Annotated in this window: 5 protein-coding genes and 1 pseudogene; 3 read left to right on the top strand and 3 right to left on the bottom strand. The window is 68.0% G+C overall.

What is annotated here, in order from left to right:
- The 3 genes and pseudogenes from RDU24_RS15715 to argS all read right to left on the bottom strand — a co-directional run.
- On the bottom strand, nucleotides 1-404 hold a 404-nt coding region (locus RDU24_RS15715), incomplete at its 3' end, for a hypothetical protein (protein WP_308736729.1).
- A gap of 140 nt (nucleotides 405-544) precedes the next feature.
- Complete coding sequence (locus RDU24_RS15720) at nucleotides 545-1,231, bottom strand: SPOR domain-containing protein (RefSeq protein WP_308736730.1); 687 nt, start codon at nucleotides 1,229-1,231, stop codon at nucleotides 545-547.
- Nucleotides 1,232-1,331: 100 nt separating this feature from the next.
- Nucleotides 1,332-2,984 (bottom strand): annotated as a pseudogene (gene argS, locus RDU24_RS15725) (arginine--tRNA ligase); the annotation flags it as partial.
- 311 nt (nucleotides 2,985-3,295) lie between these two features.
- Here argS and RDU24_RS15730 point away from each other — a divergent pair.
- From RDU24_RS15730 to RDU24_RS15740, 3 genes are read left to right on the top strand one after another with little or no spacing between them, the layout of a single operon-like run.
- Nucleotides 3,296-3,709 carry an SxtJ family membrane protein gene (locus RDU24_RS15730; protein WP_308736731.1) on the top strand — a complete coding sequence of 138 codons (414 nt, stop codon included), beginning with the start codon at nucleotides 3,296-3,298 and terminating at the stop codon, nucleotides 3,707-3,709.
- A 9-nt stretch (nucleotides 3,710-3,718) separates the two neighbouring features.
- A complete protein-coding gene (locus tag RDU24_RS15735; RefSeq protein ID WP_308736732.1) occupies nucleotides 3,719-3,868 on the top strand; it encodes a DUF5989 family protein in 150 nt (49 codons plus the stop codon).
- Between the two features lie 8 nt (nucleotides 3,869-3,876).
- Nucleotides 3,877-5,769 (top strand): carbamoyltransferase family protein, encoded by a 1,893-nt coding sequence (locus RDU24_RS15740; protein WP_308736733.1) that lies wholly within the window; start codon nucleotides 3,877-3,879, stop codon nucleotides 5,767-5,769.
- The last annotated feature ends 101 nt before the right edge of the window (nucleotides 5,770-5,870 follow it).

Here is a 5,870-nt window from a genome sequence, read left to right on the forward strand (position 1 = left end):
CCACCGCCGCCGATGTAGCCGCCACCACCGCCGATGTAGCCGCCGCCACCGCCACCGCCGCCACCGCCGCCGCCACTGGCGTAGGTGATGCCTGCTGTGGCCGGGGTGGGGCTGACCGTGGCCGCGGGGCCGGGGATGGGCGCGTTGGTGGCGCCGGTCTGGTAGTGCATGCCGCCGCCTGCGGAGGCCGCGTAGGGGATGCGCGCCGGAGTGGTGTCGATGGGGACGTAGCCCGCGCCGATGTAAGGGATGGTGGCGGTGACGGGGTAGACGGGGGTATGCCCGGCGGGCGCGGGGGTAACGTTGCCCGCAGGCCCGGCCATGAAGCTGCCCGCAGGCCCTGCTGTCACTTGTCCGGCTGGTCCGGCGACGATGTTGTCGGTGAGGCCGTACATGTCCGTCATCCCCTTGTCCGCATCCGTTGCCGGGCGAGGAAGCCCGGGCGCCGGAATACGCGACTATTCCACGATGCCGACATTACGCCTGAGAGCGGGGGGCCGTCAAGTCCCTGCCGGAAAATTGCCGCGCGGGCCGCGGCGGGCCGCTAAAACGGCGTCTTGGCGCGCATGAGGGGCTTGGGAACGCCCAGCCCGGCAAGCTTTTCCTTGAGGCCGCGGGTGTCGTTCGGGGTGCCCCGGAAGAACACCACGACGCGGAACCAGGGCTTGTTGTTGGCGGTGCCGTTCTCGATGCTGGCCTTGAGCCCGGCGCCCTTGACCCGCTGGAGGAAGGCCTTGGCCTGGTTCTCGTCGGGGAAGCTGGCGGCCTGGTAGATGTAGTCGTAGCGCTGGGTGTCCTCGTCCTTGGCCTCGGGCTTGGCCTCGGCCTTCGTGTTGGACTTGGCGTCGGGCTTCGCGTTGCCCTTCGCGTCGGGCTTGGCCTCGGGCTTGGCCTTTTCCGGGGCCTTGTGCTCCACCGCGTCGATGGACTTGGCCAGAGTGGCCTCCGTGCCCTTCTTGGCCAGCTGCTCGCTGTACTGGAGCTCCTCGGCCTTCAGTATCTCGTCTGAGGGCGCGGGCTTGGCCCCGGCCTCCGTGGGCATGATGCGCTCGATGGGCGGGATGACCGCCTCGGGCCGGTGTCCGCGGCCCACCAGCACGCCCAGCACGAAGAACAGCGACAGCGCCAGCGTGGCCGCCGTGGCCATGGCCGCCAATCCGGCGAAGCTGCAGCTGAAGCTGTAGGTGCGGCCGTTGGAGCCGGGTTCCTTTATCTTGATGGGCGCGTTCATGCCTGTGCTCCTTCTGGGAGATGCTGCGGGGATCGGGTTAGCAGGCCGCGTCGTCGGCCGCGCCAGCCGCTTGGCCCTCGACTTGGTCGGACGCCTGGTCCATGCGCTCCGGCGCGCTCACGCCCAGCAGGTCCAGCCCTGCGGCCAGGGTGGCGGCCACGCAGGAGAGCAGCAGGAGCCGCGCCGAGGCGATCTCCGGCCCGGCCGAAAGCACGTGGTGCCTGGTGTAGTAGCGGTGCAGGGCGCTGGCCAGCTCGGAGAGGTAGTGGCTCACCTGGTGCGGGGCCAAGGCCTCCGCCGCCTGGGCCACCACGTCGGGGAAGCGCTCCAGCATGCGGCACAGCTCCAGGTCGTCCTCGCCGGAGAGGTGCTCGTAGGCCGTGGCTCCCGGCGCCGCCGGGGCGATGCCCCCGCCGGCCTGCTCGGCCGCCTTGCGCAGCATGGAATGGATGCGGGCGTGGGCGTACTGCACGTAGAACACGGGGTTGTCCATGCTCTTGCGGCGCACCAGCTCCAGGTCGAACTCCAGCTGGGAGTCGCTCTTGCGCGAGAGGAACAGGAAACGCGCCGCGTCCGCGCCCACATAGGCCACGACGTCGCAGAGCGTCTCGAACTTTCCGGCGCGGGTGCTCATGGCCACCTGCTCGCCGTCTTTCAGCAGGCTCACCAGCTGCACCAGGATGACCTGGAGCGCGCCCTTTCTGCCCAGGGCCTCCACCGCGCCCTGCATGCGCGCCACGTAGCCGTGGTGGTCCGCGCCCCAGATGTCGATGACGCGCTCAAAGCCGCGCTTGAACTTGTCATGGTGGTAGGCGATGTCGGACGCGAAATAGGTCAGCTCGCCCGAGGACTTGCGCAGCACGCGGTCCTTGTCGTCGCCAAAGGCGGTGCTGCGGAACCACAGCGCTCCGTCCTGCTCGAAGGCCAGGTCACGGGCCTTGAGGTCCGCGAAGGTCTCGTCGATGCGCCCGGCTTCCACCAGGCTCTTTTCCGAGAACCAGACATCGTGCCCCACGCGGAAGTCTGCCAAATCCTTCTTGATCCCCGCCAGGATCTCGTCCACGGCGGCGACGAAACAGAGGTCGATGGCCTCTGCCTCGGGCAGGTCCAGAATGCCGGGGTTCTCGCGGTGCACCCGCGCGGCGATGTCCTTGATGTAGTCGCCGCGGTAGAAGTCCTCCAGGTCCGGCACGTCCTGACCGGCCAGCTGGCGCAGGCGCAGCCACACCGAGTCGCCCAGGATGCGCATCTGCCTGCCCGCGTCATTGACATAGTACTCGCACTCGACGTTGTGCCCGGTCTTGCGGAGCAGCCGCGCCAGCGAGTCGCCCAGGGCCGCGCCACGGCCATGGCCGATGTGCAGCGGGCCCGTGGGGTTGGCCGAAACATACTCCACCTGCACCTTCTGCCCGCGGCCCAAGTCGGACGCGCCATAAGCGGCGCCCGCGGCCTGGACGTCGGCCAGGATGCCGTGCCAGAAGCTCGGCGCGAAGGTCACGTTCAAAAAGCCCGGCCCGGCCACCTCGACCTTGGCCAACTGCGTGTCCTGGCCGGCCAGATCCGCCGCCAGAGCCTCCGCCAGGTCGCGCGGCTTCATCTTGGCCGCGCCCGCCAACAACATGGCCACGTTGGCCGAATAGTCGCCGAACTTGCGCTCGCGCGGCGGCTCGATGACGGCCTTCTCCGGCCAGGGCAGGCCGCGCGCCTCAAGCGCTCGACGCAAAATGTCCTCAAGATATTGCTTGGCTTTCATGCATACCCCTCAAAAAATCTGCTCCCCCCTAACACCTTTCGCAACGCAACAAAAGACCCCGCCAGGGGGCGCCGCCCCCTGGCCCCCCGCCAAAGGGCCTGAGGCCCTCTGGACTCCCCAGTACGTGAACGGTCCCTGTCGACGCAAAGCCGTCAACGGGAACCGTTCACTTTTGGGATGTTCAAGGGAGCCGTGAAGCAGACGGCAGCGCCCCTGGCCGCGGGGGGCTCCCGCACTCGGCCTTGCCCTCTGGTTCGTCCTCTGGCAGTATGCGCGGCACTGCGGCCTGCTGAGGGCTGATTGGAGTCGCGATGATTGATCTTGTGAAGCATGCGCCGGAGGCTGAGGCCGCCGGGAGCGTCCGCCAGAAGTCCGTGGACACGGGCATGGCGCTGACGTTGTTGTGCCTTATCGCCTACTTGGTGACGCAGCGGCCCGGCTGGGTTGTTTCGGCCACCACGCTGCTTGTGGTGAACATGACGGCGCCGAGGCTGTTCGCGCCGGCGTCGAAGCTGTGGTTCGGCCTGTCGGCGGTGCTTGGCGCGGTGATGTCCCGGGTCATTTTGACGCTGGTGTTTTTCCTGGTGCTGACGCCTGTGGGGCTGTTGCGCCGGGCCATGGGCAAGGACACGCTGAAGCTTGCGGCTTTCAAGCGGGGCGCGGGCTCGGTGTTCGTGACGCGGGGCGAGCGTTTTACGGCGGCTGACCTGAAGGCCCCATTCTAGGAGTGTTTCATGGATTTTTTGTGTGATCTCTGGGACTTCTTGAAAGTCCGCAAGAAGTTTTGGCTGGCGCCGATCATCCTGGTGCTCTTGCTGTTTGGCGCGCTTGTGGTGCTGACCTCGGGTTCGGCCATCGCGCCCTTCATCTACACGCTGTTCTAGGGGAAGCCGTGGGCCGCACCAACCAAAGGGCGATTCTGGGCCTGAGCGCCTATTACCACGATTCGGCGGCGGTGCTGCTGGTGGACGGGCGCATCGTGGCCGCTGCCCAGGAGGAGCGCTTTACGCGCGTCAAGCATGACGCGGCGTTTCCGCACCATGCGGCTCGCTTCTGCCTGGCCGAGGCCGGGCTGACCACGGCCGACCTTGAGGCGGTGGCCTTTTACGACAAGCCCTACCTCAAGTTCGAGCGCCTGCTGGAGACGTATCACGCCTTCGCCCCGCGCGGACTCAAGAGCTTCCTGGCGGCCATGCCCGTGTGGATCCGCGAGAAGCTGTTCATGCGCAAGATGCTGAAGGACGAGCTGGCGAAGCTGGGCGCCGACGAGGGCGGAAAGGGTCCGGCGCTGCTCTTCCCGGAGCACCACCTGTCCCACGCGGCCAGCGCGTTCTATCCCTCGCCCTATGACGAGGCGGCGGTGCTGACCATCGACGGCGTGGGCGAGTGGGCCACCACCACCATCGGCCTTGGCCGGGGCAAGGACCTGACCATCCTGCGCGAGCTGCACTTCCCGCACTCCCTCGGCCTCTTGTACTCGGCGCTCACGGCCTGGTGCGGGTTCAAGGTCAACTCCGGCGAGTACAAGCTCATGGGCCTGGCGCCCTACGGTATCGAGGGCTCGGAGCGCGTGGCGCGCTATCGCCAGGTCATCCTGGACAAGATGGTGGACCTGCGGCCCGACGGCTCGCTCTTGTTGAACATGGACTATTTCGACTACGCCACCGGGCTGACCATGTGCAACGCCCCGCGCTTCACCGAGGCCCTGGGCCTGCCGCAGCGCCCGGCGGAGAGCGAGATCACCCAGGAGTACATGGACCTGGCCCTGGCCATCCAGCAGATCACCGAGGAGGCCGTGTTCCGCATGGCCGACACCGCCCGCGAGCTTACCGGGTCCAAGAACCTGGTCATGGCCGGGGGCGTGGCGCTCAACTGCGTGGCCAACGGCAAGCTGCTCAGGCGCGGCACCTTCGACAACATCTGGATCCAGCCCGCCGCGGGCGACGCGGGCGGAGCGCTGGGCGCGGCCCTGGCGGCCTGGCACATCGGCCTGGAGCAGCCGCGCGCGCCGCACGCAGGCGAGCCCGGCGGCGACATGATGCAGGGCGCGTACCTGGGGCCCGTGTTCTCCAGCGGCGAGATCGAGCGCACCTGCCGCCGCTTCGGCGCGCCCGCCAAGAAGTATGACGATTTCGAGGTTTTGTGCTCCGAGGTGGCCGGAAGGCTGGCCCAGGGCCAGGCCGTGGGCTGGTTCCAGGGCCGCATGGAGTACGGCCCGCGCGCGCTCGGCGGCCGCAGCATCCTGGGCGACCCGCGCGACCCGGCCATGCAGAAGAAGCTGAACCTGAAGATCAAGTACCGCGAGGGCTTCCGGCCCTTCGCGCCCTCGGTGCTGGAAGAGCACGCAGGCGAATGCTTCGACCTCGACCACCCCTCGCCGTACATGCTGCTGGTGGCGCCCGTGGCCGAGAGCCGCAAGAAGCCCCTGCCGTCCGACTACTGGACACGGCCCATGTACGACCGGCTGTACGTGGAACGCTCGGACCTGCCCGCCATCACCCACGTGGACTTCTCCGCGCGCATCCAGAGCGTCTCCAAGGCCACCAACCCGCGCTACTGGCAGCTCATCGACACCTTCCGGCGCGAGCAGGGCTGCCCCGTGGTGGTCAACACGAGCTTCAACGTGCGCGGTGAGCCCATCGTCTGCACGCCCGCCGACGCCTACGCCTGCTTCATGCGCACCGAAATGGACGCGCTGGTCCTGGGCGACTGGCTGCTCGTCAAGGAAGGACAGCCCCAGTGGGCCGAAACCGGCGACTGGCGCACCAAGTTTGAACTGGACTAGAAGACAATATGCCTCCGGCGGCCGGGGGGAATGATTCCCCCCGAACCCCCTCATTTGTTCGCCGCGAAGCCTGCGGCGGAAACCGCCGCAGGCTTCGCGGC

This window comes from Humidesulfovibrio sp. (assembly GCF_031082295.1).
Lineage (GTDB): Bacteria > Desulfobacterota > Desulfovibrionia > Desulfovibrionales > Desulfovibrionaceae > Humidesulfovibrio.